Origin of the sequence: Actinacidiphila rubida, assembly GCF_900110255.1 — a bacterium.
In the GTDB taxonomy this organism is placed as follows: domain Bacteria; phylum Actinomycetota; class Actinomycetes; order Streptomycetales; family Streptomycetaceae; genus Actinacidiphila; species Actinacidiphila rubida.
In genome coordinates this window covers 117563-141739 of the sequence record NZ_FODD01000022.1, presented here as the reverse complement: position 1 = coordinate 141739, position 24177 = coordinate 117563, and the positions used below count along the sequence as shown (strand labels likewise).

Here is a 24177-nt window from a genome sequence, read left to right as displayed (position 1 = left end):
CGTACGGGGCGGCTCAGGCGGCTTCGTCGGACCCCCGCTGAGGGTTCACCGTTCGGCATCGGCCGGCGGAGGCCCGCGCCACGCCGGCGGTCCCCTACCCTGGGGCTTCACCGGGGGGGGTGCGGGTGGAATCGCTCATCGGGTTCGAGCTTGGTGACGCACGTGACGACCGTGACGCACGTGACGACACCGACGACTTACGGCACGGTCTCGTGCGGACGATGCTGTGGGCCGCGCTTGGTCTGATCATGGTCATCAGGCTGCTGTCCGCCTGGCAGGAGGGCCTGGCGTGGCCCGCGATACTGCTGGCGACGGCGTGCTACCTGCCGATGGTGGGGCTGCTGCAGGAGTGGCGGCGGCCTGGACTCGCCGTTCGCAGCCTGCTGTTGACGGTGCTCGCGGCGCTCTACGCGCTGCCGTTCGCCCTGGTCGGTGTCCGCTGGGACTGGCTGCCGTGGCCGCTGGGGGTCGTCGCGTTGTGCGTGTTCCGCGGACGACCGGGCTGGGCGCTGTTCGGGCTCGTCCTGGTGGTGACGGACCTCGCCGGTCTCCGGCTGGGCGACGGCGCGGTGGACGCGTGCGAAAGGACGGCGAAGACAGCGATCGACGGCATCATCGTGTTCAGTCTCTACGCCCTGGCCGCGATGGTGGCGCAACTGCACGCGACTCGCGGGGAGTTGGCGCGGGAACTGCTCGCTCGTGAGCGGCGACGGCTGGACGGCGAGCTGCGCGCTCTCGTGGGACGGCGGCTGCGGCTGCTGGCGCGGCAGGCGGCGCGGACGCTCGAAGCGGGGGCGGAGGACGAGGCGGACGGCCGGCTGGAAGCGATGGTCGGGACGGCCCGAGGGGCGCTGGCCGACGTCCGCCGGATGGCCGGCGCCTATCGAGCGCCCGCCCTGCCGCGTCCGGCCACGGCCGTGCCGCCCGACGCGCCGATCGTGTCGCCGAAAGAGGCGAAGTGGGCTTTGGCCGGGGTGTATCTGTGCGACGCGCTGGTCACGGTCTTCAGCGATCTCGCCCAGTTCCACCGGCCCTGGACCGTGCTGGTCATGGCACCGATCATGTGTGCCGCGGGCGCGGTGCTCCTGCTGATGCGGATCTCGCGGCGGCAGACGGCGCTGCTGGGGCTGCTCCTGGTCCCCACCGCGTTTCCGCTGGGCGACCTGCTGTGGGAACTCAACTTGTTCACCCTGCTGTGGCCGTTCTTCCTCGGCCCGCTCTTCACCCAGTACCGGCGGCGGGATGCCTGGATCGTCGCCGGGGTGCTGGCGGTTCCGTACGCGTCGTTGTTCGTCTATCCGCCGCCGATCCCCAACCCCGCCGGGATCGCGGCGTCCGTGATGTCGATGGTCGTGCTGACCTGGGTGTCCTACAGCCTGATCCGCCTGTCCCAGCTGGTGGGCCTTCTCCGGGAGGCCAGGCGGGATCTGGCGCGGGAGGCGGTGATCCGTGAACGCACCCGTGTGGCCAGGGACCTGCACGACCTGGTGTCCTCCAGCCTCTCGGCCTTGGCGCTGCGGGGCGAGGCGTGCCGGAAACTGCTCACGTCGGACCCGGTGCTGGCGCGCGCCCGGTTCGTCGAGCTGTCCGGGCTCGCCGAGCGGGTACAGGCCGAACTGGTGGCGCTGGCCACCGGCCCTGCCGTTCTGCGCACCGACGACGAGGTGGCCGCCGCGCGCAGCGTGCTCGAGAGCGTCGGTGTCCACGTCGAAGTGTCCGTTCCCGTCACGCCGTTGCCGCCCGAGGTGGACGCGACGCTGGCGGCGGTGCTGCGCGAGGCGGTCACCAACGTGGTGCGCCACAGCCGGGCCGTGACGTGCACGATAGCGATCACCTCGGGGGCAGGGCTGGTGTGCCTGCGCGTCGTGAACGACGGGGCCGGACCGTCCGGTCCAGGTTCCGCGGGCCTGACGCGTCCGGCGGAACCGGGACCGAGCGGTGCGGGGCTGCTCGGGATGGCCGAACGCACCGTGGGCCGGCTGAGTGCGGGGCCCGTGGCGCAGGGGCGTTTCGAGGTCGTCGCGGAGTTCGTCGCCGGGACCTGAGCCGGCTGACCGCCGCGTTCAGATCCACCCGGCCTCGGTGGCGATCCTGATCGCGTCGACCCGGTTGCGCGCCGAGAGTTTGCCCACCGCCGAGGTCAGATAGTTGCGCGTCGTGCCGTAGGTGATGAACAACCGCTGGGCGATCTCGGCCGGTTGGGCACCGGTGGCCGACAGCCGCAGCACCTCGGTCTCGCGCTGGGTCAACGGGCTGGCGGGGGACTCCAGCGCGGCGACGGCGAGTGCGGAGTCGATCACCCGGCCGCCGGCGGCCACCGTGCGGATCGCCGCCGTCAGCTCCGCGGCCCGCACGTCCTTCGGCAGGAAGCCGGCGACGTCGGCACGCAGGGCCCTGCGCAGCTGGCCCGGGGCGGTGAGCGCGGTGAGGATGACGACCTTGCACCCGGGCAACGTCGCGCGCAGTTCGATCGAGGCCTCGACGCCGTCGAGCCCCGGCATCCCGATGTCGATGATCGCGACGTCCGGCCGGTGCGCCAGCGCGCCGTCCACGATCCGCGCGCCGTCGGCGACTTCGGCCACCACGACCATGTCCGGTTCGGCGGAGAGCAGGCCGACCAGGGCCTCGCGCAGCAGGTGCATGTCCTCGGCGATCAGGATCCGTATCCGATCGTGCGACGCCAGACCCTCGGGCATGGGGACATTCTCACCGATCACCGGCGGACGGTCCACCACGGGTATGCGAAATGCACAACCGGATCCCTGACAGGGGCACTTAAGGATCGGCGGCCGGCACGACAGGCTTGGTTCCCACCAGCCGAACGACCGCGGTCCACAGGTCCGTGGACGTGGACCGCGCGCCGGTTCCACCGCCGGCCCACTTCCTCGAAAGGGCGAACACCGCCATGCCGAACGAACCGATGCGAGACCTCGACGGCAAGGTGGCCCTGGTGGTCGGCGGCAGCCGCAACCAGGGCGCCGCCGTCGCCGAACTGCTCGCCTCCCGCGGCGCCACCACCGTCGTCAGCTACGCCAACGACCAGGCCGCCGCCGAACGCACCCTGGCCGCGCTCGAGAAGCACGACGTCGTCGCGGAGGCGATCCGCTCCGACGCCCGGCGCTCGACCGAGGTCGACGACCTGTTCGGCTGCGTCCTCGCGCGGCACGGGCACCTCGACATCGTGGTGCACACGCCGGGGGCCGTCATCAAGAAGCCCCTGGCCGACTTCACGGACGCGGACTTCGACCACCTGATCGACCTGAACACCCGCAGTGCCTTCAACACCCTGCGGGCCGCCGCCCGCACGCTCGCGGACAACGGCCGCTACGTCGTGCTCTCCACGACGCTCACCTCGATCATGACCGGCCCCTACGGCCTGTATTCGGGCTCCAAAGCCGCCGTCGAACGCATGGTTCTCGCCGCGGCCAAGGAACTCGGTGCACGTGCCATCACGGTCAACGAGGTCGCGCCCGGCCCGGTCGACGACTCCTTCTACCGCGACGCCGAGACCCCCGAGGCGATCGCGGCGGCCGCGCACCACAGCCCGCGCAACCGCCTCGGCCTCCCCGAGGACGTCGCCCCGGTCGTGGGCTGGCTGGTCAGCGAGGCGGCCGGCTGGGTGTCCGGCCAGACCGTCCGCGCCAACGGGGCGATGTTCTGACGGTGCGACCGCCCGGTACTCCGGATGCGGCCAGGCGAAGAGCCACGGAAGGAAGCGCACCGTCATGACGAACGAGGCCGGCCATGGATGACGGGCAGCCTCCGCGGCGCCTGGTGGTGGGCATCAGCGGCGCGACCGGCATCGCGTACGGGATGCGCGCCCTGGAGTTCGCACGCAAGGCCGGAGTGGAGACGCATCTGGTCGTCACGCCGGCCGGCCAGCAGACGCGCGCCCACGAGACGGAGCTGACCGCAGCCGACCTGGCCGCGATGGCGGACGTGACGTACCGTCCGGCGGATGTGGGTGCCGCGATCGCCAGCGGCTCCTTCCGCACCGTGGGGATGCTCGTCGCGCCGTGTTCGGTCCGGACCCTGTCGTCGGTGGCGTGGAGCGGCAACGACAACCTCCTGACCCGGGCGGCGGACGTGACGCTGAAGGAGCGGCGCCGGCTGGTGCTGCTGGTGCGGGAGACGCCGCTGACGCTCGGCCATCTGCGGGCGATGACGGCGGCCACCGAGTCCGGCGCGATCGTGATGCCGCCGGTTCCCGCGTTCTATCTGCTGCCGCGGACCCTGGACGACGTCGTCGCCCACACCGTGGGCCGTGCGTTGGACCTGTTCGGAATCGATGTCCCGGACATGCCCCGCTGGGGGGAATGACCGTCGTGGAAAGGAACGCCTGTGAAGCATCTGCGCAGCCTGCGCGAGTTCATCGCGGAACTGGAAGCGATCGGGGAGGTCCAGCGCATCGAGGAGGAGGTCGACTGGAGGCTGGAGATCGGCGCTGTCATCCGCCGGTCCTACGACCTTCGGGCGCCCGCCCCCCTGTTCACCAACATCACGGGATACCAGGGCACGGGGTTCGGTGTGCTGGGCGCTCCCGGCGCCCTGTCGGGCCCCGAACACCCCCTGGCCCGGATCGCGTTGGCCCTCGGGCTGCCGGCCGAGGCGACCGGGCCGGAGATCATGGAGGCGATCGTCGCGGCCCGCGCCGAGCCGGGGATCGCCCCCCGGGTGGTCGTCGCGGAGAACGCTCCCTGCAAGGAGAACATCCTGCTCGGCGCCGACGTCGATCTGCTGAAGTTCCCGACGCCGCTGATCCACGGCAACGACGGCGGCCGATACATCCAGACCTACGGCATGAACATCGCCCGCACGCCCGACGGGTCCTGGACCAACTGGTCGGTCAACCGCATGATGATCGCCGACCGGGCCACCCTGGCCTGCCTCATCCCCGGACCGCAGCACCTGGGCATCATCCGCGCCCAGTGGGCCGCGGAAGGCAGGCCGCTGCCGGTCGCGGTGGCCCTCGGCGTGGAACCCGCGCTGCCGTTCGCCGGCGGCATGCCGCTGCCCGAAGGCGCCGACGAGTCCCATTTCCTGGGGGCGCTCTTCGGCGAGGGGCTGGAGGTGGTTCCGGCCGAGACCGTGGACCTGATGGTGCCCGCCACCGCCGAGATCGTGATCGAGGGCCACATCGCCTTCGACGAAACGGTGATGGAGGGGCCGATGAACGAGTACCCCGGCTACAACGCTCTGGAGAAGTCGCCCAAGCCCGTCTTCCACGTCTCGGCCGTCACCCACCGGAACGGCGCCGTCCTGCCCGTCGTCGCGGCCGGCCCCCCGGTCGAGGAGGACCACACCGTCACCGGCACCATGCACGCCGCCGAGATCCTCTACCAGCTCCGCAAGGCCGGTCTGCCGGTCGCCTCCGCGTGGTTCTCCTTCGAGTCGGCGATGCACTGGCTGATCGTCTCCGTGCGATCGGACTGGCACGAGGCGACGGCCGTCCCGTCGGTGGAACTCGCCCGAAAGATCGGAGACGTGGTCTTCACCGGCAAGGCGGGGTTCGGCGTCCCCAAGGTGCTGCTGGTCGAGGACGACATCGACATCACCGACGTCGACGACGTGGTGTGGGCGTTCGCGACCCGGACCCACCCCGAACACGGCGAGGTCCATTTCCCCGCCCTGCCGCACGTCCAGCTCTCGGTGTATCTCTCCGAGGCCGAAGCCCACTCCTACCGCGCCGGGAAGGTGCTGTACAACTGCCTGCTGGCCGATCTGTTCACCAAGGAGGACCGCCCGGTCAAGGGCAGCCTCACGAACGGCTGGCCCGCTGACGTGCACGAACGCGTCCTGGCCAAATGGGAGACCTACGGCTACCGGTGACGGGCGATGGCGCCGGCGCCCACCGTGCGGCCGTCATCGCCCACGGTGCGCCGACGCCCGACTCCACGCCGCACGGAGCACTCGGCGACAGCGGCGCCGAGCAACAACTGAAGCTCCCTGGCACCGGCTACGAGCGCGGCTGGGGCTCGGGACGGACGACACGGAACGGCTGTCCCTGCAGATCGGTGACCACGACGCCCGACTTTCCCCCGCAGATCCAGTGCACGCCGATGCGCCACCGGAAGTCGCCCGGCCCGTCGGTGGTCACACGGACGTAGAAGTGATCGGGACTGAGGGGCGTGACCGTGTAGGGGAAGTCCGGTACGCCCGCGGCAGGTCTGGGCGACGGCGCCGGACCGGTGGCGTTCGCGGAGAGTCCCACGTGGAGACTCACGTGGAACTCTCGCATCTGCCGAGGGGACATCGGGGCAGCCAAGGGCGGCTCGCGGAGGTCACTGACGTGCGGGGGAGCATCGCACGACTCCATGCGCACGTCCAGCTTGTCGATGATCGCCGTACGGTCACCGGCAGCCTCGACGATCAGATGGACGACGACAGCGAAGAGGTCCACCCCGTTGGCGGGGTCGCGCCACCGCTCCGTCGTCGGAGGCAGCGGGCCGACGTATCCCCTGAAGCCGGAGACCTGGGAAGCGTGAATGGTGAGGGGATCGTCCGGTGCCCGGGCCAGCACCACCTCGCGGCCACGGCTGATCGCGGTGTCGACGTTGCGGGTGACGAGTCCCGTGACGGCCGCGCTCGCCCCCGCGAGGACGGCCGTCAGGGCCCACTTCTCCGCCCCCGCGGCAACCAGAGCTACGACAGCAGCAGCGAGAGCCAGCACAACTGCGCTGATCCGCATCACCAGTTGACGTGACAGAGCGGCCTCCCCTCTCTGATGCCCAGGATGCCCGATCGCCTTGAGCCGAGTCAGTGATCCGGGTCGTCCGGGTCGCGCGGGTCGTCCCGCGCCGGGTCTCCGCGGGAAGCAGGTCTCTTCGGGTTGTCCTGTCGACCGAACGAGCGAGTGCGCCGTGCGGGTCCGCGTTCTGAAAACCGGTAAGGCGTATATCAACACTGCGACGCGGTTGCGTTTGTGCACGCCTCGCAGGTATCCGACATTGCGCCCACCGATCCGAAAGCAGGAATGCCCCGCCATGCCAGTACGTCGATCCCTTGCCGGCGTCGCCGCGATTGTGACGGCCGCTTCCGCCTTCTCCGCAGGTCCCGCCGTCGCCCGTACGCCCATGGGTGTGCGCTGCAGTACGGCCGCTCTCGTCGCGGCCGTCAAGGCGGCCAATGCCCGAGGCCACGGCGAGATCAGTCTTGCCAAGCGCTGCGTCTACGACTTCACCGCGCCGTACTCGGCAGATGACGCGACGCCTCCCATCAGGGGAGCCGTCACGATCGACGGCAACGGCGCCACTCTTCGGCGCGGCACGACGGCCAGCCTCTTCCGCCTCCTCGACGTCGCGGCCGGCGGAAAGGCGACGATCAGCCACGTCACCATCGAGAACGGCAGTGTCACCGGCGACGGCGGGGGCGTCCGCGTCCAGGACCACGGGAAGCTCCAAGCGGCATCCGTCCTGGTCAAGGGCAACACCGCCGACGGCGACGGCGGCGGCATCGTGAACGCAGGAACCCTGAAGCTCGTGAGGTCCCGGGTGATCGGAAACCGCGCCACGGACTCCGGCGGCGGGATCGCCGGTGAGGGTGACACCTCCGTCGTTTCCACCTCGATCGCGGGCAACACCTCCAGCTACTTCTACGGCGGAGGCGTGTTCAACGACGACGTGCTCAGCATCGTGGGCAGCACCATCACCGGCAACCGGGTGACGGCAGGCGACGGCGGGGGCCTCTGGAACAACTGGCGGATGACCGTCGACCGCAGCACGATCGCCGCCAACAACGCATCCGACCACGGAGGGGGCGTCACCAACGCGGATCGGGGAAAGGCCACCTTCCGCCGGAGCGTCATCGCGAGGAACGCCGCGGGCCTGCTGGCCGGCGGCATCTACAACGTCGACTCCGGCACCCGCCTCTTCCTGAACTTCACCTCCGTCACCAGGAACACGGCGGGCGGTGCGCCGGGAGGCGTGTTCAACGACGTCGGGGACACTCTGGTGAACCACCACTCCCGCATCGCGGGAAACCGTCCCACCAATTGCGTGGGCAGCCCGACACCCGTGGCCGGCTGCACCGCCTGACCGTGGCCGGCGAGGGAGAGGGCCGGTGGATGCGCCACAGCCCGCCCCCACTCCCTGGCCGTGCGCAGCAGTTCCTCGTGCACGACGGTGAGCCCCGGACGCCGTTCAGTCGTCCAGACGGCGCTTGCTGAGCCAGGCGACCTTCTCGGGGTCGTGGTGGTCGAAGAACAGCGTCGTGCCGGTGTCCAGGGCGGCGATGGCGGCCATCTGCTCGTCGCTCAGCTCGAAGCCGAAGACGTCGATGTTCTGTGCCATGCGGCCGGGGTCGACCGACTTGGGGATGGTGACGATGCCCCGCTGGATGAGCCAGCGGAGTACGACCTGTGCCACGGACGTGCCGTGCGCGGTGCCGATCTCGCTGAGGACGGGGTGGGTGAACAGGCCGTTCCTGCCTTCGGCGAAGCCGCCCCACGACTGGTGCTGGACGCCGTGCTCGCGCATGAGTTCGTGATCGGCGGTGCGCTGGAAGAACGGGTGCGTCTCGATCTGGTTCACCGCCGGGGTGATCTCGTTGTTGAGGAGGAGGTCCAGGAGCCGGTCGGGGGAGAAGTTGGCGACGCCGATGGCCCTGGCCAGGCCCTCGCGGTTGGCGGCCTCCATCGCGCGCCACTGGCCGTAGACGTCGCCGAAGGGCTGGTGCATCAGGTACAGGTCGACGTGGTCCAGGCCCAGCTTGGTCAGCGACGTCTCCAGCGCACGCCGGGTGTTGTCCTGCGCGGGGGCGTCCTGGACCCACAGCTTGGTGGTGACGAACAGGTCCTCGCGGGGGATGCCGCTGGACGTGACGGCGCGGCCGACGGCCTCCTCGTTGCCGTAGGCCGCCGCAGTGTCCAGCAGGCGGTAGCCGGCCGCGAGGGCGTCGGAGACGGCCTGCTCGGTGTCCTCCGGCGGAATCTGGAAGACGCCGAAGCCGAGGATCGGCATCCGGACGCCGTTGTTCAAGGTGACGTACTGCACGGGTTCTCCCGGGATGTTCTGAGGCGAAGACGATGTGAGGGTGTGCCAGGAGTGCCGGTCAGCGCTCCATCATGCGCATCTGGGCCTCGTTGTGGGTGTCGCCGGCCGCGGGCGGCAGGCCGGTGAGCTCGGTGAGCTGGTCGTCGGTGAGGTGCACCGTGTCGGCCGCGGCGTTCTCCTCGATCCGTGCCACGCGCTTGGTGCCGGGGATGGGGGCGATGTCGTCGCCCTGGGCCAGCAGCCAGGCCAGCGCGACCTGTGCGGGCGTGGCCCCGACCTGCGTGGCGACGGCCGCGACCTGGTCGGCCAGGCGGAGGTTGTGCGCGAAGTTCTCCTCGGAGAACCGCGGGTTGCCGGCGCGGAAGTCGGTGGGGTCGAACTGGTCGGTGGAGCGGATCGCGCCGGTCAGGAAGCCGCGACCGAGGGGGGAGAACGGTACGAAGCCGATGTTCAGCTCGCGCAGTACCGGCAGCACCCGCGCCTCGGGGTCGCGGGTGAACAGCGAGTACTCGGACTGGACCGCGGTGACGGGGTGGACGGCGTGGGCGCGGCGGATGGTGTCGGGGCCGGCCTCGGACAGGCCGATGTGCCGGATCTTCCCCTGGGCGACCAGCTCGGCCAGCGCCCCGATGGTCTCCTCGATCGGCGTGCCCGGGTCGACGCGGTGCTGGTAGTACAGGTCGATGTGGTCGGTGCCCAGGCGGGTGAGGGAGCCCTCGACGGCGGTGCGGATGTTGGCCGGGCTGCTGTCCACGTTCCTCCGCCCGCCGTCGGCATGGGAGACGAGGCCGAACTTGGTGGCCAGGACGACCTGGTCGCGGCGGCCCTTCAGGGCACGGCCGACGAGTTCCTCGTTGGTGTAGGGGCCGTAGATCTCGGCGGTGTCGAGGAAGGTGACGCCCAGGTCCAGGGCCCGGTGGATGGTGCGGAGGGACTCCGCGTCGTCGGTGCCGGCACCGGTGTAGGCCTGGGACATGCCCATCGCCCCGAGCCCGATCCGGGAGACCTCCAGGTCACGCAGTGTGATGTGCTTCATCAGAATCCATCCGTTCTGTACGGGTGCGGTGCGGCTGGGGGCGCCGCGTGCGGGAAGCGCGGCTCGGCTCCCCGGGGACGGGCCGTGCGGCGGTCAGGGGCGGACGATGACCTTCAGGGCCTCGCGGTCGTTCATGAGGCGGTAGCCCTCGGCGACCTGCTCCAGCGGGACGGTGCGATCGAAGACCCGGCCCGGGCGGATCTCGCCGCCGAGGATGTGCGGCATCAGTTCCTCGATGTACGCGCGGGCGGGAGCAACCCCACCGGTGAGGGTCAGGTTGCGCATGAACTCCGGGAAGCCGTAGGGCACCGCCGGGTACTGCGGGGCGCCGACGCGGCTGATCACGCCGCCGTCGCGGGCCACCCCGGCGGCCTGGACGAGCGCGTCCTCCAGACCCACGCACTCCAGGACCCGCTCGGCGCCGCGGCCCGAGGTCAGGTCGCGGACGGCGGCCACGCCCTCCTCGCCACGCGCGGCGACGACGTCGGTGGCGCCGAAGTCGCGCCCGAGGTCGGTGCGCGCGGTGTGCCGGCCCATGAGGATGATCCGCTCGGCGCCGAGCAGCTTCGCGGAGATCACCGCGGACAGGCCCACCGCGCCGTCGCCGATGACGGCGACGGTCTCACCGGGCTTGACGCCGGCGGTGCGGGCGGCGTGGTAGCCGGTGCACAGCACGTCGGACAGGGTGAGCAGGTCCGGCAGCAGGTCGGAGTCCTCACTGACGGGCAGCGGGACGAGGGTGCCGTCGGCGTACGGGACGCGGGTGGCCTCGCCCTGCCCGCCGTCGACGCCGTTCACGCCCCACTGGCCGCCCTGCGGGCAGGAGGTGTGCAGGCCGTCGCGGCAGTACGCGCAGGTGCCGTCCGCGTAGGTGAAGGGGGCGACGACCAGATCGCCGGGCTTGACGCTCGTGACCTGGGCACCGGTCTCCTCGACGACGCCGACGAACTCGTGGCCCATCTGGCGGGGGTTGCCGGTACGCGGCTGCGACTTGTAGGGCCACAGGTCGCTGCCGCAGATGCAGCCCATCACGATGCGCACGAGCGCGTCGGTCGGCTGCTGGATCCTCGGGTCCGCGACGTCCTCGACACGAACGTCACCGGCCTGGTGGAGACGGGTTGCGCGCACGATGAGTGCCTTTCTGGTGAAGAAGCAGGTGCTGGTCCGGCGACGGAAGTCCGGGCTGTGGCGTTCTACGCCTCGGTGATCGCCTTCAGGCGGGTCATCGCGGACATCGCACTGGGCCATCCGGCGTAGAACGCCAGATGGGTGAGCGCCGCCACCAGCTCGTCCTTGCTCAGGCCGTTGGCCAGAGCGAGCCGCAGGTGCGAGTCGAGCTGTTCTGGACGGTAGAGCGTGACGAGCGCGGCGACGGTGACCAGACTGCGGTCCCGCCGTGAGAGCCCCTGATCGGCCCACACCCGGCCGAAGAGCACGTCGTCGGTCAGGCGCACCAGCTCCGGTGCGGTGTCGCCGAGGAGCTGCTGGGCTCGGGTCTGTTCCTGGTCCGGCATGGGTGCCTGCTCTCGTTCCGGGAAGTGGACGTCTGCGGGAGCGCGGATGTCCGCGTTCTCCACCGTTCCCGATTCGCGGAGCGTCTGGCAGGGCGGGCCTTTCCCGGGAGCCCCAGAGGGGGTGTGGCAGGGCGCCCCTCGGCCCGAGCACCCCGATGACCTGCGGGTCACACTGGAAGGCATGGCGGAACAGCGGCACGACCACAGCGGCGGCACCGAGCTGGGACGGTTCCTGCGCGCCCGGCGCACCCAGCTGACGCCGGCCGAGGTCGGTTTCACCCCCGGCGCCGGGGTGCGCCGCACCCCGGGGCTGCGCCGTGAGGAGGTCGCCGCGCTGGCCGGAGTGAGCATCGACTACTACACCCGGCTGGAACGCGGCAAGGAGACCCGCCCCAGCCTGTCCGTGGTCGACGCCCTGGGCCGCGCCCTGAAACTCGACACCGACGAACTGGAACACCTCCAGGACCTCGTGATCCGCGCCGCCCGTCACGCCCCCGAACCGCCACCTGCCCCCAGCCGCACCGTGAACCCGCAGGCCAAGCTGCTGCTGGAGAGCCTGCGCCCCAACCCGGCGTATGTCACCAGCCGCACCCTGGACCTCCTCGCCCACAACCCCGGCGCGCTCGCCCTCTACGCCGGCATCGGGGACTGGCCCGCGAAGCAGCGCAACCTGGCGCGTTTCCTGTTCCTGCACCCCGCGGCCCGAGATCTCTATGCCGATTGGGACACCCAGCTCGTCGGATGCGTCGCCCGCCTGCGTGCCCTGGCCGGCACCGATCCCGATGCACCCGACCTGGCCAACCTCATCGGTGAACTCCTCCTCAAGAGCCCGGACTTCGCGAGACTGTGGGACCGCTACCAGGTCACCCGCAGCCCCCACACCCGTAAGCCCAAGACGTTCCACCACCCCCGGGTCGGCGACCTCACCCTCAACTTCCAGGGCATGCAGCTCGAAGGCACCCCAGGCCACCGGCTGGGCGTCTACGTCACCACCCCGGGTTCGCCCGAGCACGACGCCGTCACACTTCTCGACATGAGTGCACCCCAGCACGCGCCGCGACCGGCGCAGAAGTGAAACTCCCGCGCACATGACGTGCGGTATCGGCGATCGGCGTCGGTGAGGCTGCGGGGCCCGGGGGATCGCCGGTGCGATCCGGATTGTTTCCCGCCGCAACGGGTTGTGCGCGGCGTTGTGTTTCCGGAAATCCGGCGTGCGGGGGTGCACGGTTGCGCCATCGCCCGGTGTAATTCGGTGATGTGCCGACTTGTTGCGAAGTAGGTTCCTAGCAGGCTGAGTTGGCTGCCGCAAGCGATTCCGCATGCATCCGCGAGGGGATTGAGAAGGGACTATGCTCGCGTCCCACAGCGCGTGGAGACGGCTTCGTCCCACGTCGCTGCCGTGGTGCTTGGGTCCGTTGAGCCAGGTTGTCCGCGACACGGGGGGCACGTGTATGAATTCCCGGTCCTTTTCCGAGAGCCGGCACCTTTCCGACAATGTGTTCGAGGTTGCAGATGGTTCGTGACACAGCCCCAGACAGACGCCGGATTCTCACCGCGAGCGTGGTCGCCGCGGTGGTCGTTTCGGTCGCCCTCAGCGCGGTATTGATCTCGGCTGTCCCTTCGTCACGGCGGGTTCCGGTCGCCGTGGGGTGCGTCGCCCTGGTCCTCGTGGTGGCGGCCACGGGGTGGGTGGCGTTCAGGCGGGAGGCGCGGATCGCCGAGCTGGAGCGGCGAGCCGGCGAGCGCTCGGCGGAACTCTCACGCGGCGCGGCCGCCACCGAACGGCTTCAGGCGACGCTTGCCGAGGCGGAGCGACACGTCGCCGCCCTGAGAGCGGAGCTGGCGCAGCGCACCACCGTGTTCGAGGAGCGGATGTCGGGCCCGGTGGCCCAGGCGGAGCACCTGGCCGACGTGGTACTCCCGGACGCGGTCCGCGCGTTGCGTGACGGGGCGACCGTGGACGAGGTGCTGGACAGCGTCGCACCGGCGCTGGGCACCGAGCCCGGACTGCGCGAGGCGCACGAGGCGCTGCTGCGGGCGACGCTGGACCCGCTGGACGCCCACGAGGCGGGACGGGACGCCTACCGGCACGCGCTGTCCGCGGTAGGGCACCGCGTCCGCGTGCGTGTGAACCTGCTGGCGAAGGAACTGCAGGAGCTCGAACGCACCTACGGCGACCACCGCAACGAGCCGCCGAGCCGCTCGGAGCTGCTGGCGAGCGTCTGGAAGCTCCGCAACGAGTCCGCCGTCATCGGCCGCCTCATCGACGAGTTCTCCGTTCTCACCGGCGGCCGGCCGGGGCGCCAGTGGGTCGAGCCCCTGCCGCTGATCAGCGTCCTGCGCTCGGCGATCGACTACGTGGAGAAGTACGAGCGGGTGGTTCTCGGAGCGACGCCCGAGATCGCCGTCGCCGGACCCGCCGCGGAACCGGTGATCCTCACGGTGGCGGTCCTGCTGGCCAACGGCATCATGTTCTCCCGCCCGACGACCAAGGTGGAACTCGTCGCCGAGGAGACCTCCAACGGTATCGCCATCCACATCTCGGACCTCGGCATCGGCATCCGTGCCGAGCAGGCCGAGTACGTCGAGCGCATCCTGGACCAGGCCCGGGGGGACGGGCTCACGCTCGCGGACCTCGGCGAAACGCCCCGCTTCGGCATCGCGGTGGCGGCCCTGCTCGCCAAACGCTGGGACCTGGACCTCAAGTTCCAGACCTACCCGTATGCGGGGACGCGCTTCACCGTCGCCGTCCCCTCCTCCAAGCTCTCCACGCTGGCCATGGACGACTCCCTCGACACGGCGCCCGCGACTCCCGAAGCAGACCGGGACGGTTCGCCGCTGGGCGGGCTGACACCGGCCGCGGCCACGACGGCCACGACCCCGGAGGGCCTGCCGATCCGCAGGCCACGGGCGTCGGCGGTGGCCTCGGCCGCCGGCTCGGCACAGCCCGCGTACACCCTCACCGCCGACGGCGACCTGTCCGGGGCGAGCGACCGGCCGGGCGACGACCCGCTCCCGTCGGAGGACTATCTCACCAGCCTGTGGGTCAGCACCCCGGCGGAGGACGCCTCGGTCACCGACGGCGACGGCGACGGCTCGGCGCACGAGGAGACGCTGTCATGACGGCTACCGCACAACGCTTCAGTCCCCGCCGCTCCGATCTGGACTGGCTGCTTGAGGACTTCGTCGACAAGGTGCCGGGTGCCCGACTGGTCGTCCTGCTGACCGTCGACGGTCTGGCCATCGCGCAGAGCCAGGGCGACAAGGAGACCGTCGAGCGCATCGCGGCCGTCGGCACGGGCTTCAACATGCTCGGGAAGGCCGTCGCCAACCTCTACGCGGACGGAGTCGTCAACTCGGTCGGTGTGGACGTCGGCGTCACCGGACCCTCGACCGCCGGCGCACGCGGTGGCTTCGTCACCTTCATGGCCGCCGGTGAGGGGACCTACCTGGCGCTGGTGGCCGACAAGGGCGTGGACGCGGACCCGGCGTTCATGAACCGGTCCATGGTCGAGCTGAGGGTCAGCCTCAAGGAGCACCTGGGGACGGACCTGCGCAGCGCCGACCACCGTACAGCGGGCGGATCATGAGTGAGCGGGTCCCCGGCGAGAACCCGCCGGACCGCCTCTACGTCCTCACCGGCGGGCGCACCGAGCCGGCCACCACCCGGATCGAACTGATCACGATCGTCGTGGCCCGCAGCGCGCCCCAGCTCGGCGACCCGCCGGAGTGGCGCCGCATCCTGAACCTGTGCAGCAGCCCGATGTCGGTCGCGGAACTGGGCGCGTACCTGAGATGGCCGGTCGGCCCCGTCGCGGTCCTGGTCGAGGACCTCCTGAAGAAGCAGCGCGTCGAGGCACGCGCCCCCGGTCCCACCGCCGTGCTGCCCGACCGGGCCCTGATCCAGGAGGTGATGGATGGACTCCGCGCGACGCTATGAACACGAGGACGGTCCCGACAGCGGCGACCGGCTGCCGTCCACCGTCGAGCAGTCCGTCAAGATCTGGATAGGCGGCGGCCTCGGCGTCGGCAAGACGACGTTCATCGCGTCGGTGAGCGAGATCGACCCCCTGTCGACCGAGGCGGCGATGACCGACCTGAGTCTCGGCCTCGACGACGTCACCCTCGTCCCCGACAAGGTGACCACCACGGTCGCCTTCGACTTCGGCCGCATCACGCTCAACAAGCGCCTCGTCCTGTACCTGTTCGGCGCGCCGGGCCAGGAGCGCTTCCGCTTCGTCTGGGACGACCTGCTCGCGGGCTCGCTCGGGGCGGTCGTGATCGTGGACACCCGCCGCCTCGACACCAGCTTCGAGGCCATCGACTTCCTGGAGAGCAAGGGCGCGCGCTTCGTGGTGGCCGTCAACTCCTTCGAGGGAGCACAGCGGTTCCCGGTGGAGAAGATCCGGCCCGCCCTCGCCCTGTCGGACCACGTCCCCATCGTCAACTTCGACGCCCGCAACCCCTCCGAGTGCAGCTCTGTACTGCTGAAACTGATGGAAGACCTCCAGACGACCCTGTACCCCCCGACGGCACTTCCGGAGCGACCATGACCGACTCGTCCCACCTGCCCGACGCCGCCGGCGCACCGGCACTGCCTGCCCCGCGCACCACCCCGGAGAACCACGCCGCGCCGGCGGCGTTCACCCCGGAACTGTTCGGGCCCGAGGTCATGGAGGACCCGATGGTCCTCTTCGAGCGACTGCGGGCGGATCCCCTGCAAGGTCAGGTCGCCCGGGTGACGGTGATGGGTCTGGACGCCTGGCTGGTGCTCGGCTGGGTGGAGAACCAGGCCGTGCTCAGCACGGAGTACCGCTTCTCCCGCCGCCTGGACCAGTGGACCGCCTGGACCGAGGGGCGCGTCCCGCCGCAGCTGCACCCGCTGGTCGCCCCGCAACCGATGTGCGCGATGCTCGACGGGCCTCCGCGGCACCGCCTCCGCCAGGCCGTCAAGGACAGTCTGGAGCCCTTCGAGGGCCGCGGCATCCGGCGCCACGTGATCCGCTCGGCGAAGGCCCTGATCAACACCTTCTGCGAGTCCGGTTCCACGGACCTGGTGGCGCAGTTCACCCGCCAGCTGCCCATGGCGGTCATGACGCAGGTACTCGGGATGCCTGAGGCCTTCGGCCCCCGACTCCTGCACGCCGCACGCGACATGCACACCGGCTCCGCCACCGCGCAGGACAGCAACGAGTACCTGCTGGACACCTTCCGCGACCTGATCGCACGCAAGCGCCGCCATCCGGGCGCGGACTTCACCAGCTGGCTGATCCAGCACCAGGCCGCCCTGACGTCACGGGAGTTGGAGGAGCACCTCCGCCTCGTCCTGGTCGCCTCGACCTCGACCACCGAGGACCTGATGGCCGACACCCTGGAACTGCTGCTGACCGACGAGCGGTTCCGGCCCTCCATGCGAGGCGCCACCATGACGCTCGGCGAAGCCGTGCAGCAAGCCCTGTGGAACAACCCCGCGTTCACCCTGCTCATCGGGCGCGTCGCCACCGGCGACACCGAACTCGGCGGCCGGCACATCAGGGCGGGCGACCTCGTCATCCCCTGCCTCGCGGCCGCCAACCGCGACCCCGCCGCGCGCGAGGACATCACCAGCTCCGTCGACGGAAACCGCTCGCACCACGCGTTCGGGCAGGGCGTGCACCGCTGCCCCGGTGAGTCGATGGCCGTGACGATCGTCACCCAGGGGATCGACACCCTGTACGAGGAGGTCGGTGGCGTCCGCCTGGCCGTCGACGGGAGCGAGCTGCGCCGCACGTCCAGCATCCTGACCTACGGTCTGGAGGGGCTGCCCGTGACGTTCAACGCGCGGGAGCCCATCCGGGTGTTCGTCCCCAGGACCGCCCCGGCGCGGCCGGCGGCTGCCGGAGCACAGGGCTGTCCCGCGGGCGCACACGCAGGGGTCCCCACAGGGGCGCCGTCAGCCGCCGCGCCCAGCCGGCCCCGGCACGCCCGCGACAGTGGCCGCGACGACCTGAACGCCGGCTGACCAGCAGCGAATCCGCCAGGAGGACGGGGCTGACGCGCGTGCGACCGGCACCCGCGGCAGCCCCGTCAGACCTCTTCGGACCTCTTCGGACCTCTTCAGACAACGTGGGGCTCGATGTACGACGGGACGCTCCCCGTCTCGGTGGTCTCCACGAGGCGATAGCGCGGGGACCAGCGGTGCCATTCCAGACTGCCGGAGATCCAGCCTTCGAGATCGGTGAGCGACTCCGTCACCGCGCGCCAACCGAAGTCGTCCACGCCGTACAGCCTCCGCATGTCGCGCAGGTCGTCACAGGCGATGACGAAGTCGCCGGTGCGATGCTTGACCATGTCGACCGCCCGCGCCAACGCCTCGTCCCACGTGGTGTCGTGAACCCGGCGCAGTACGGCCACGAGATGGTCCTCGTCGCCGCGGGCCATCTCCTTCCGCACACTGAAGATGTCGTTGGTCCAGCTGATGACGTCGTTGGCGCACCGTCGAACCGTCCGGTACGGCTCGCTGTCGGCGACGACGGCGGGCACCTCGGTCTGCGTGGCCACCGCGCTGAGGTCGAAGCTCATCTCGCAGCCGGAGTTCTGCCGGCGGCGTTCCACGAACGCCGCCAGGGTGGGCGGCGTCAGGCGTCCCCGGGCCGAGTGTGGCAGAAGCGTGAAGGCCAGGAAGTCCCGGTAGTGGCCGACGAATCTCCTGCGCCACGCCCGGGACATCGGCCTGGCGGTCCGGTGCCAGAGGTCCGACAGGGCTGCTGTCAGGGGACTGGCCGCGTGTGACGCGCCGGCCGTGCCCCGCCGCACCGGCAGGTGCAACCAGGAGAGGTCTTCCGGTAGTTGGGAGAGGAGCTGGTCGGCGACCCGCTCCCGGTCCTTCGGGTCGGCCAGGGTCAGACCCTCGTCGAGCTGGTCGTCCGCGAGCCAGTTGTGCCCCTGCCACTCGGCGACGAGGTGCAGTTGCGTGGCCCGCGGGTACACCGCGGCCGAGAACCGGCCGAAGCCGGCCCGGTGGAACCGCTCCGCCGCGGAGGGGGTGCGTATCAGGAGTGAGCGGCGCGCCCACTCCACCAGATGGTCGGCGACGCCGTCCGCGTCCGGGTGCATACGGGCCTCGAACGGACACCAGATGGGGGGGATCGAGGGGATGTCGAAGGCACCTGTCGTGTCGGATGTGGTGCTGGTTGACATGGGAACTCCTCAGGTCCGCCCATCCACCGATCACACTCAGTCGACATGTGGCCACGCAATACCAAGGAATAGTCCCCGAACCCGGCCCCGCCGCACAAGGTGTAAGGGCACGTGTCAACGGCAGCGCCGCCCGCTACGGGTCGGCCACGAGAAGCCGGTAGCCGCCGTCGAGGCTGTCGCGACGGAGCAGGCCGGCGTGGCGCCCCCGCCACCGGCCGGTGGACGGATCGCCGGCCAACCGGTCCAGGCCCGGAAGGAGCGCGGGGGGCGTCGGCGATCCACTCGCCGTCCGGCACAAGGGACGCTGCCCCGGCCGGCACCGCGCAAGCGGTCAGCGCGAGCACGACGGCCAGGGCCTGGCGTACTCCGCGGGGGTCGCGGTATAATTACACCGTTGCGTCAGCCGCTTCCCGCGGGCTGACGCTTTTTCATGTCTCCAGAACCTGCATCTCCCAGCCCCGAAGCTGCTGTGCGACGCGCTCGGGGAACGCTCTTCCACACTGCCATCACGGATCCTCGCGGTGACGAACTGTTGCCGCTGGCGGTTCTTGCGGGGCGCTACCCCGATCTGTATGCGCGTCATGTCGCCAAGTACGCAGGCCGTGAGCACCGCCTGCGCGAGCGTGTGATTCCGCTCGATTGCGACTGGGCGGACGTCGTCTTCTTCTCACCGGTCGACTCGGCAGTCCTGTTCGACGCGGTGCGCAGCACCGGTCGGCGAGTGTGGGAAGGGCCGATGTGGTCGTTGGACGCCTCGCGGCTGGACCCGCGGCGGTGCTGCGTGCGGCTCATGCGGGTGACGCGGGGTGCGCGGAGCGCAGATCCGGGTGATGAGGACGACTACCTTCCCCTGACGACCGCGACGTTGCGGGCGGTCTCCCAGGTGACCGACCGCGCACTGACGCGGCTGCGAAGTCTGGCCCCCGACGAGCCGCTGTTGCCGTGGGGCGATGTGCCGCACGTTCTGCATCGCGGGCCTGTGCCTCTCGACATCTTCCGCGAGCAGGAGGGCGACGAGCGGCCCGTGGCGGGAACCTGCCCGGCACCTTGAGGCGGCAACGTCGCCTCAACCCCGCCGCGGGATCACGCGGTTGGTGACCGGCCTTCTGCCGGACCTGCCGCGGACGATGGTGGCGGTGACGCCCCTGGCGCGGGCGTGCGGAGGGATGGGGCCCAGGGACTGCGCGAGCCCCGAGTTCACCGGGGGAGGGGCCGGCGGTTGGCCGTCAGTTCGAAGCCCGGCCCTCGTGTGAAAAGTCAGCGTTGGTTGCAGCCCCATCTGCTGATCTCCTCACGGAGGTCGGCCCATAGGCTGTCCTGCAGCGCGGTCAGTGTCTGCTCGTACTGGCCCCGATGGTCCGGATACAGCGACATACGGCCATACTGTGCCACGGCGTTGTAGACCCCGATGGCCTCATCGAGTACGTCGAGGGCCTCCACATGCCGTGTCTGCTGGTCTTCGTCGAAATCCGCCCCTATCAGTCGCCCTACGGCACGTCCGCGTTCAGATGGGTTCCGGAGGTCGTCGCGAAGGGCCTGGAATGCGTTTCTGTGATCACCAGCGGCGCCGTCCCAGCGGGCCAATTCCTGATTGAACGCGAGATAGCGAGCCATGTCACGTGCGTGGCGTTGCTCGACCTCGCGCTCCTCGGTCGTTCTGCGGTCCCAGACCCGGACCCCGAACAAGCCTTCCAACTCAGCGGTGAACATCAGCTCCGCCGTAGAAGTTCCCCCGACGACCTGGTAGCGGCGGAAGTACTCCAGGCAGGAGGTCACAGCGAGCGGATACATGATGTCGGTAATCGCCACGCCCTCCTTGACCTCAATGGCCTGGCGCAACCCGCACGCGAATCCGGAGCCTTCGGACAGGGTGCCTGACGGTAGACGCACCACCAGGCCGTCGACCACGTCATAGTCCTGCGTCTTCACAACGCGCCTGGCCCACACCGCCTCGCAGACGCGTCGTTCGAACAGCATTGCGCGGCCGCCCGAGGGTTGCACTACGCCGAACGTGTCATGCGTCTTCTCCCGGCCCATCTGTGTCAGCCTGGGCGAACCGCCTTCACCGTCTGCAACGAAATGGACACCGTCCTGCAGGGTTCGTGCGAAATTCGCGGCATTTCGCAGCTCGCCCACTGACGTGACTTCGCTGTTCAGTTTGTCAAATTGCTCGAACTGCCTGTTTATCCCAAGGATCATGACGCTTCCCGGATCGGATACAACTGCGGCAGGAACCTGCCGGCTCACTCCGTCACCAAGGACCGCGATCTGCTGATCGCGCGTCGCGTCCAGAGCGAAAGCGTCCAGTACGCCGACCGTCACGTCGCAGGCATGAGCAAGGCGACGCTGGGTCGAACTTTGCCCAGGCAGCAGGATGCCGACGTCAATCGGCAATCTTCCGTAGATTAGTTGTGCCGCCTCGACTTCCTCGCGGACCGCGGCCTCGTCGCGGACGATCACATGGACTCCGCCATGGCGAAGCGTGAGTGCGAGAGCCGCCAGCATCCGCACACGCTGCAACTGTTCCACGCGGGCAGCGTGCCCCGGGTGCACCATGGTGCCCTCCGCCACGCTGACGGCCATGCGCACAGTGTCGTCGTCACTGTCGCCGATCACGAAGGGCAGGACATCGACGACGAGGCCATGCAGTGGGCCCGCGGTCCTCCCACGGGCCCTGAGTCGGTCCAGCCCTGTGCGCGACTTTCTGTCCATTTCAGTCTCTCCACCCGAGTTGTGGCGCAACGCTGGTCCGCCTCCGGGGAAACGCCCGGGAAGAATCATCATCCCCCTGGCCCGAGAGCGCCAGGTCCGAAATGTGCGCCGCGCCTGGTCCGTAACCTCGAGGTTTGGCGGCGGACGAGGCCGCACGTGAAGCGGTCTCGGTTCATCTCCAAGATTCCTGCGCCCAATTGAACGCGGCGCCGGCATAAGTGCCGAAGGCGCCGGCTGTGAAGCTGAAGAGAAGATCACTCGGGTTGATGGGCTGGCGCTGGATGGTGTTGACGGCCCATGTGCAGGCAGCTTGGGTAAGACCGTTGATGGCGGCGGCCTCGCGGGTGTCCCGGGACTGGGACGGAAACGTCCCGCGGCCCCAGCCGGGTATCGTGTGCGGATGCCCCCGGTGAACCTGCGTCACGCAGTCCGCGCGATCATCCTCGACGAAGACGACCGCATCCTGCTGTGTCGGTTCGCCATCCCGAAAGCGGACGGGACGATCGTCGTCTGGGCAACCCCCGGCGGTGGCGTCGAAACGGGCGAAACCCTCCTTGTGGCCCTGCGCCGGGAACTGCACGAGGAGGTGGGCCTCACCCTTGACGCAGACCCGCCCCACGTGTGGCACCAAGAGGTCATCGACCCCGGACACGCGGCCGGTTACGACGGCGTGATCAACGACTACTTCCTGATACGCACCGTGTCCTTCACCCCTCGCGGAGCACTGTCCGACGAGAAACTCGCCGCCGAGAACATCACGAGGCTGCAATGGTGGCGGCCACAGGACATCACCGAATACGACGGCACCGACCTGTTCTCACCCCGCGACCTCGCCACTTCGCTGGCGACCCTCATCTCCAGCGGTCTTCCCGACAGGCCGGTGCCACTCGGCTTGTGAACCACGGCCGCCACGCCACGCGATCGCGTCACAGCTTGCAGCCGAACCAGACCCGTGCGTGGGGCATGACGTGAACTTCTCCCTGGGGACTTACGCGGCGTTCCTCAGCGGCGGGCTCAGATGGTGCTGCCGTCACTCAGCGCATGCCGGTGGCGAGGATCGCCGAGGTAACGCTCACCGGCGCGGAAGCCGACCGCCAGCGCCAGGGCGCCGGCGACCGCCGCACCGCGCCGGGTCCCTCTCCATCGGTGATGTCCCATCGCCGTCCCCGCCTCATACGGCCGGGGAGCAGTGGGCGGCCGCCCCCGCCCACGAGGTGAACGTGCAGCAGGCCGTGGCGAGCACGGCGCCCAGGGCCACCGCCCAGATGACCGCCGGTGGGTTTCCGCGCATGAGGTTCTGTCCTCTCGATCGGTCCGAGTCGTGCGCGCATCGCGGAAGGCCCCCAGCGGCTGTTCCGCGGGACCCTTCTCCAGGAGGCACCGGCGTCCTGCGCGCAGCCGGTCGGAACGCGGCGATGGAGCCGCTGTCCAACGAAGCCGGGGCCGGGCCGGGAGGGCCAGGCCAAAGCTGCGGCCACGAAGCGGGCCGCGACCGGAGGGGCGAACTGTCCTCCCGTCGGCAAGCGCACGGAACACTCCTGGGACGGGGTGCGGGTGTGCGGGCCGAGCGGGATCGCCGGCCCGCACAGAGCTTCACGTCCGCGGCCCCCGGACCTCGACGGATGCCGGGCAGTTGCTGCCGCAGTGGCTCACCCACGCCTCTGACCTGTGAGAACTCGTCATCCGATGACGACGTGACGGGTCGGCGGGCTACGGCTCAGGACGACGCGGAAGGTGGCACAGGGACCGAGCGGCAGGCGGTGGACGAGGGCGCCAGGGTCGTCAGGCACACCCTCAAGGCCGCATGCCCGCCGGTGAGGGCGATCAGCGGGGTGTAGGTGAACCCGTAGAGCGCGTGGGAGTCGGCCACGGTGACGGCCTGCGTCGGCGCGCCCGGCTCGGACAGCGTGAGCTTGTCACCGAGCCGGTTGTTCCAGGTACGGGCCCAGGCCGCGCGACACAGCGGCTGGTAGCGCACCTCCAGCCCGGCCCCCTTCGCGGGCAGCAGTTCCAGCAGGGTCTGCGGTGCGACACCGCACAGGGTCGTCTCCGGACTGCGACCGTCGCAGGCGGCGCCAGTGCAGCCGACGTGAAAGGCGGACGCCGTGCTGGCGGGCTTCCCTGACGGAGTGCGACCGCCCGCCTGGCGGTCGTAGTGGACTACCACGCCGGTCGCGGCCGTGAGGAACAGCACGGCGGCGACGGCACCGGAACGGGAGCCGGGCCGCATGCGGTGGGCCCGTCCGGCGGGCCGCGAATGCGTCGCCGCAGCGCCGGACGTGTCGGGGAGGGGCGCCGGTAGGGACCGCCCGGATCCTGGCTTCGCTGCTGCTGGTGCTGCTGCTGCCGCCGCTTCTGCTTCCGGCTCCGGCTCCGGCGCCCGTTCCGGACCGGAGGCAGGCAACGGTGACGACGATGGCGAAGGTGAAGAAGCGTCGGGTTGATCAGGGGCCGGGGCCACGATCCCGCGGCCGCTCCAGGCGCCCTCCGCCAGTTCCCACAGGGCCCGGATCCGGTGCTCGGGCTCGTCGGCGAGATGGCACAGCGCCCGCACGGCCAGCCAGGGAGGCAGCGCGGCACCGCTCAGATAACGCTGCCAGGAGGACCGGCTGTAGGCCGACTTGTCGGCCAGTTCGGCGAGCGTCAGGCCCGAACGCTCGCGCAGGAAGCGCAGTTCGGCCGCCAGGCGGGCGCGCTCACGCTGACCCCCGGCCTGGTTCGTGCCCAGGTTGCTGCTCCGCATCAG

The 24177-nt window shown here is 70.3% G+C and carries 22 protein-coding genes; 13 read left to right on the top strand and 9 right to left on the bottom strand.

The genetic code is table 11. The annotated features are described in order from the left end of the window. Positions 1–125: 125 nt before the first annotated feature. Positions 126–2045: a sensor histidine kinase gene (locus BMW99_RS22510; RefSeq protein WP_069465200.1), complete on the top strand. Its 1920-nt coding sequence runs from the start codon at positions 126–128 to the stop codon at positions 2043–2045. An 18-nt stretch (positions 2046–2063) separates the two neighbouring features. On the opposite strand, the gene BMW99_RS22505 is transcribed toward BMW99_RS22510, so the two are convergent. Further along, complete coding sequence (locus BMW99_RS22505; protein WP_075017425.1) at positions 2064–2696, bottom strand: response regulator transcription factor; 633 nt, start codon at positions 2694–2696, stop codon at positions 2064–2066. Positions 2697–2905: 209 nt separating this feature from the next. Here BMW99_RS22505 and BMW99_RS22500 point away from each other — a divergent pair, with 209 nt between their 5' ends. The 3 genes from BMW99_RS22500 (at position 2906) to BMW99_RS22490 (ending at position 5829) form a co-directional block, all read left to right on the top strand. Continuing rightward, positions 2906–3661 (top strand): SDR family oxidoreductase, encoded by a 756-nt coding sequence (locus BMW99_RS22500; protein ID WP_141725991.1) that lies wholly within the window; start codon positions 2906–2908, stop codon positions 3659–3661. Between the two features lie 83 nt (positions 3662–3744). Next, a complete protein-coding gene (locus BMW99_RS22495) occupies positions 3745–4320 on the top strand; it encodes a UbiX family flavin prenyltransferase (RefSeq protein WP_069462047.1) in 576 nt (191 codons plus the stop codon). A 21-nt stretch (positions 4321–4341) separates the two neighbouring features. Further along, on the top strand, positions 4342–5829 hold the full coding sequence (locus BMW99_RS22490) for a UbiD family decarboxylase (protein ID WP_069462046.1): 1488 nt from the start codon (positions 4342–4344) through the stop codon (positions 5827–5829). A 127-nt stretch (positions 5830–5956) separates the two neighbouring features. Here the strand turns inward: BMW99_RS22490 and BMW99_RS22485 are convergent, their stop codons facing one another. Then, positions 5957–6688, bottom strand: a complete 732-nt coding sequence (locus BMW99_RS22485; RefSeq protein WP_141725990.1) for a hypothetical protein — start codon at positions 6686–6688, stop codon at positions 5957–5959. Positions 6689–6983: 295 nt separating this feature from the next. On the opposite strand from BMW99_RS22485, the gene BMW99_RS22480 reads away from it, so the two are divergent. Further along, positions 6984–8033: a right-handed parallel beta-helix repeat-containing protein gene (locus BMW99_RS22480; RefSeq protein ID WP_143080554.1), complete on the top strand. Its 1050-nt coding sequence runs from the start codon at positions 6984–6986 to the stop codon at positions 8031–8033. 105 nt (positions 8034–8138) lie between these two features. On the opposite strand, the gene BMW99_RS22475 is transcribed toward BMW99_RS22480, so the two are convergent. From BMW99_RS22475 to BMW99_RS22460, 4 genes are all read right to left on the bottom strand, one after another. Continuing rightward, the gene (locus tag BMW99_RS22475) at positions 8139–8990 is read right to left on the bottom strand and encodes an aldo/keto reductase (protein ID WP_069462043.1); all 852 of its coding nucleotides are present in this window, start codon (positions 8988–8990) and stop codon (positions 8139–8141) included. Between the two features lie 58 nt (positions 8991–9048). Continuing rightward, on the bottom strand, positions 9049–10026 hold the full coding sequence (locus tag BMW99_RS22470; protein ID WP_069462042.1) for an aldo/keto reductase: 978 nt from the start codon (positions 10024–10026) through the stop codon (positions 9049–9051). Between the two features lie 93 nt (positions 10027–10119). Beyond that, positions 10120–11154 (bottom strand): zinc-dependent alcohol dehydrogenase family protein, encoded by a 1035-nt coding sequence (locus BMW99_RS22465; RefSeq protein ID WP_069462041.1) that lies wholly within the window; start codon positions 11152–11154, stop codon positions 10120–10122. 65 nt (positions 11155–11219) lie between these two features. Next, entirely contained in the window at positions 11220–11540 is a 321-nt protein-coding gene (locus BMW99_RS22460) for a carboxymuconolactone decarboxylase family protein (protein ID WP_069462040.1), read from the bottom strand. Between the two features lie 181 nt (positions 11541–11721). On the opposite strand from BMW99_RS22460, the gene BMW99_RS22455 reads away from it, so the two are divergent. From BMW99_RS22455 to BMW99_RS22430, 6 genes are all read left to right on the top strand, one after another. After that, the gene (locus BMW99_RS22455) at positions 11722–12615 is read left to right on the top strand and encodes a helix-turn-helix transcriptional regulator (RefSeq protein ID WP_069462039.1); all 894 of its coding nucleotides are present in this window, start codon (positions 11722–11724) and stop codon (positions 12613–12615) included. A gap of 569 nt (positions 12616–13184) precedes the next feature. Then, a complete protein-coding gene (locus BMW99_RS22450; protein WP_075017418.1) occupies positions 13185–14663 on the top strand; it encodes a histidine kinase in 1479 nt (492 codons plus the stop codon). Next, a complete protein-coding gene (locus tag BMW99_RS22445) occupies positions 14660–15130 on the top strand; it encodes a roadblock/LC7 domain-containing protein (protein ID WP_069464537.1) in 471 nt (156 codons plus the stop codon). The genes BMW99_RS22450 and BMW99_RS22445 overlap by 4 nt, the downstream gene beginning before the upstream one ends. Next, positions 15127–15480 carry a DUF742 domain-containing protein gene (locus tag BMW99_RS22440; RefSeq protein ID WP_069464538.1) on the top strand — a complete coding sequence of 118 codons (354 nt, stop codon included), beginning with the start codon at positions 15127–15129 and terminating at the stop codon, positions 15478–15480. The genes BMW99_RS22445 and BMW99_RS22440 overlap by 4 nt, the downstream gene beginning before the upstream one ends. Then, on the top strand, positions 15458–16093 hold the full coding sequence (locus tag BMW99_RS22435; protein WP_079138576.1) for a GTP-binding protein: 636 nt from the start codon (positions 15458–15460) through the stop codon (positions 16091–16093). The genes BMW99_RS22440 and BMW99_RS22435 overlap by 23 nt, the downstream gene beginning before the upstream one ends. Next, complete coding sequence (locus BMW99_RS22430) at positions 16090–17541, top strand: cytochrome P450 (RefSeq protein WP_069464539.1); 1452 nt, start codon at positions 16090–16092, stop codon at positions 17539–17541. The genes BMW99_RS22435 and BMW99_RS22430 overlap by 4 nt, the downstream gene beginning before the upstream one ends. A 95-nt stretch (positions 17542–17636) precedes the next feature. On the opposite strand, the gene BMW99_RS22425 is transcribed toward BMW99_RS22430, so the two are convergent. Beyond that, positions 17637–18719 (bottom strand): terpene synthase family protein, encoded by a 1083-nt coding sequence (locus tag BMW99_RS22425; protein ID WP_069464540.1) that lies wholly within the window; start codon positions 18717–18719, stop codon positions 17637–17639. A gap of 532 nt (positions 18720–19251) precedes the next feature. Here BMW99_RS22425 and BMW99_RS22415 point away from each other — a divergent pair. Further along, complete coding sequence (locus tag BMW99_RS22415) at positions 19252–19770, top strand: hypothetical protein (RefSeq protein ID WP_069464541.1); 519 nt, start codon at positions 19252–19254, stop codon at positions 19768–19770. 206 nt (positions 19771–19976) lie between these two features. Here BMW99_RS22415 and BMW99_RS22410 read toward each other — a convergent pair whose 3' ends face one another. After that, the gene (locus BMW99_RS22410) at positions 19977–21335 is read right to left on the bottom strand and encodes a hypothetical protein (RefSeq protein WP_176735547.1); all 1359 of its coding nucleotides are present in this window, start codon (positions 21333–21335) and stop codon (positions 19977–19979) included. A gap of 496 nt (positions 21336–21831) precedes the next feature. On the opposite strand from BMW99_RS22410, the gene BMW99_RS22405 reads away from it, so the two are divergent. Continuing rightward, entirely contained in the window at positions 21832–22329 is a 498-nt protein-coding gene (locus BMW99_RS22405; protein ID WP_069464543.1) for an NUDIX hydrolase, read from the top strand. Positions 22330–23148: 819 nt separating this feature from the next. Here the strand turns inward: BMW99_RS22405 and BMW99_RS22400 are convergent. Next, positions 23149–24174, bottom strand: a complete 1026-nt coding sequence (locus BMW99_RS22400; RefSeq protein ID WP_075017415.1) for a helix-turn-helix domain-containing protein — start codon at positions 24172–24174, stop codon at positions 23149–23151. Between the last annotated feature and the right edge of the window lie 3 nt (positions 24175–24177).